General features: G+C 39.3%; 3 protein-coding genes. All 3 read right to left on the bottom strand.

Annotated features, from left to right (window positions below; translation table 11 throughout):
• Positions 1–601 (bottom strand): lambda exonuclease family protein (locus AC0QT4_RS08975; protein ID WP_473201326.1); only part of this gene is annotated, 601 nt, incomplete at its 3' end.
• A gap of 1 nt (position 602) precedes the next feature.
• Complete coding sequence (gene bet / locus AC0QT4_RS08970; protein WP_473201325.1) at positions 603–1,427, bottom strand: phage recombination protein Bet; 825 nt, start codon at positions 1,425–1,427, stop codon at positions 603–605.
• 92 nt (positions 1,428–1,519) lie between these two features.
• Positions 1,520–1,930: a hypothetical protein gene (locus tag AC0QT4_RS08965; protein ID WP_473201327.1), complete on the bottom strand. Its 411-nt coding sequence runs from the start codon at positions 1,928–1,930 to the stop codon at positions 1,520–1,522.
• Positions 1,931–1,934: the final 4 nt, after the last annotated feature.

Here is a 1,934-nt window from a genome sequence, read left to right as displayed (position 1 = left end):
GTATCTCTTGCTCTATCTGTGCTAAAAAGGCTTCGACAGCTTGGTTAATACTGTTAATCTGTTCCTCATCACGGTGCACACGTTTGACTTTCATACGTAAGTGAGATGATTGATGCATGCGAAAGCGTGGATCATAGCTTACAAAATCACACCATTTTCGTCCTGTACACGCCATTTGGAATTGCATTTGTGCGTGATATTCCGGTTTGATTTGGTCATCGATACAAAAGCGCATATGGGTTGCAGATCTTGGACATTTGACTTCGATTAACCCCTCTTCACCAATAAGCCCATCAGGGCTAGCCCCAGCCATTTCTATTGTAGGATGAGGGACAAAGCCGCATTTTATGATATTGGCATCATAAATGAAGCTATATTCTTGCAAGGCATCCTCTTCATGTTCAATGCCCCATCGCATCTCTTCGGTTTCATAATGGGGGCTTATTTCTCCTGTTAGGCGTTCTGTAATGAGTTTGATTTTGTAATCCTCATATTTGCTGGTCGGCAATCCTTTTGCTGTCTTACTGAGTATATTGTAAACATTAGAGGCGGTGACTTTTCCTAACCGCGCTTGAAACCATTGTGCTGATCTTTGTTCCATTTCACACCGCCGCTGTCTGTTCTTGGTTGGTTTGTGCATATTCGATATCTTGGATATGAATATATTCAGCATCTTGTATAGGACCATCGTTTTGTTCTTGAGATGGTAATTGCTGGGTTTCAATGATTTGTAAGTTCTGTTTTTTCTTCAAACCGTTTAAAACCGTTTGTGCTTGTTCCTCAGACATATCGGCAAGGCTGTTTGCTTTGACAAAAGAGAGGACTTTTTTCTCTTCTGTTAGAGTTTGTTCCATTAATTGTCTGATTTTTCTAAGCATATCACCAGAAATGCGCTGCTCTTGCATGCTATGATTTATTCCATTCATACGAGCGGCTTCATCTTCCTCATAAATGCCTGAAAAACCGAAAGCATAGCGTGCACATTGTATGGTTGCTTTATGACGCAACATACGTGCTGGATATTTTTGCCAAGTGTCTGTCTTTTGTTTGCATTCTGCTAAATATTCAGTAACCTCGATAGGGTCTTTAATGCCTTTCAATCGTATAGCACATTTGATAGCAATGAGATTACCATCTTTATCAAGTTGGTCTTGAAAGGTCATACCATCGAATTGAGGATTAGATTTAATGATCTTAATCCACCCGTCGATCGAGACGACGGGAATAATGCCGCCACCTCTTTTAGGAAGAGCATAGATTTCTTTCGTCAGTGGGTTTAATCCATAAGTATTAGCAACGGAAATAAAGGCGGCAAATTCTTCATCAGAAAAGTTGTAACTGATACAAGTTTTAACGATGGTTTTTCGAAATTCGTCATGAGAGAAACCATATTTACTTGCCATTGTTGTTAAGGGAGAATTTGTCATCTTGAAATCCTTTTAATGGATACTTTGTCTTTTGATTTCTTGAGAAGGTATACCGATACCTTTATTTGAGAGGAGGAACGAGGGGGGGGTGTTTAAAAACGCCCTGTATAGTTTGGATAGTTTGGAAGGACGTCAGAAAGACGTAAACGGTGCTGTTCTTCATAAGACCCGTAGATTTCATCTTCATATTGTCGCTGTTTGATTTCGTCTAAAAAAAAACCGTATGCATCGCTTTGTTTAATAAATTCGTGATTTACGATGCCATCGAAGCACTCTTGTTGGCGTTCTTTAATATAGAATTCAGCGATGTCTTCAGAGATATCTTCGCACCGATTAGTTGTTGGTTCGACGCGCAAGATTTGCACGGCATTATCAGTATTATCGATAAATTTAATGATATCGTTTTCTTCGTAGAAAGGACCGGATTGAGCGATGTTTTCTGTTTCGTCATAGCTCATCACTAAGAGGATTTCATCTGATTTTATAAAAACTGGTTTATTCACAACA

The organism is Bartonella sp. EBT8, from assembly GCF_055796165.1.
This window is presented reverse-complemented; position numbering and strand designations above follow the sequence as displayed.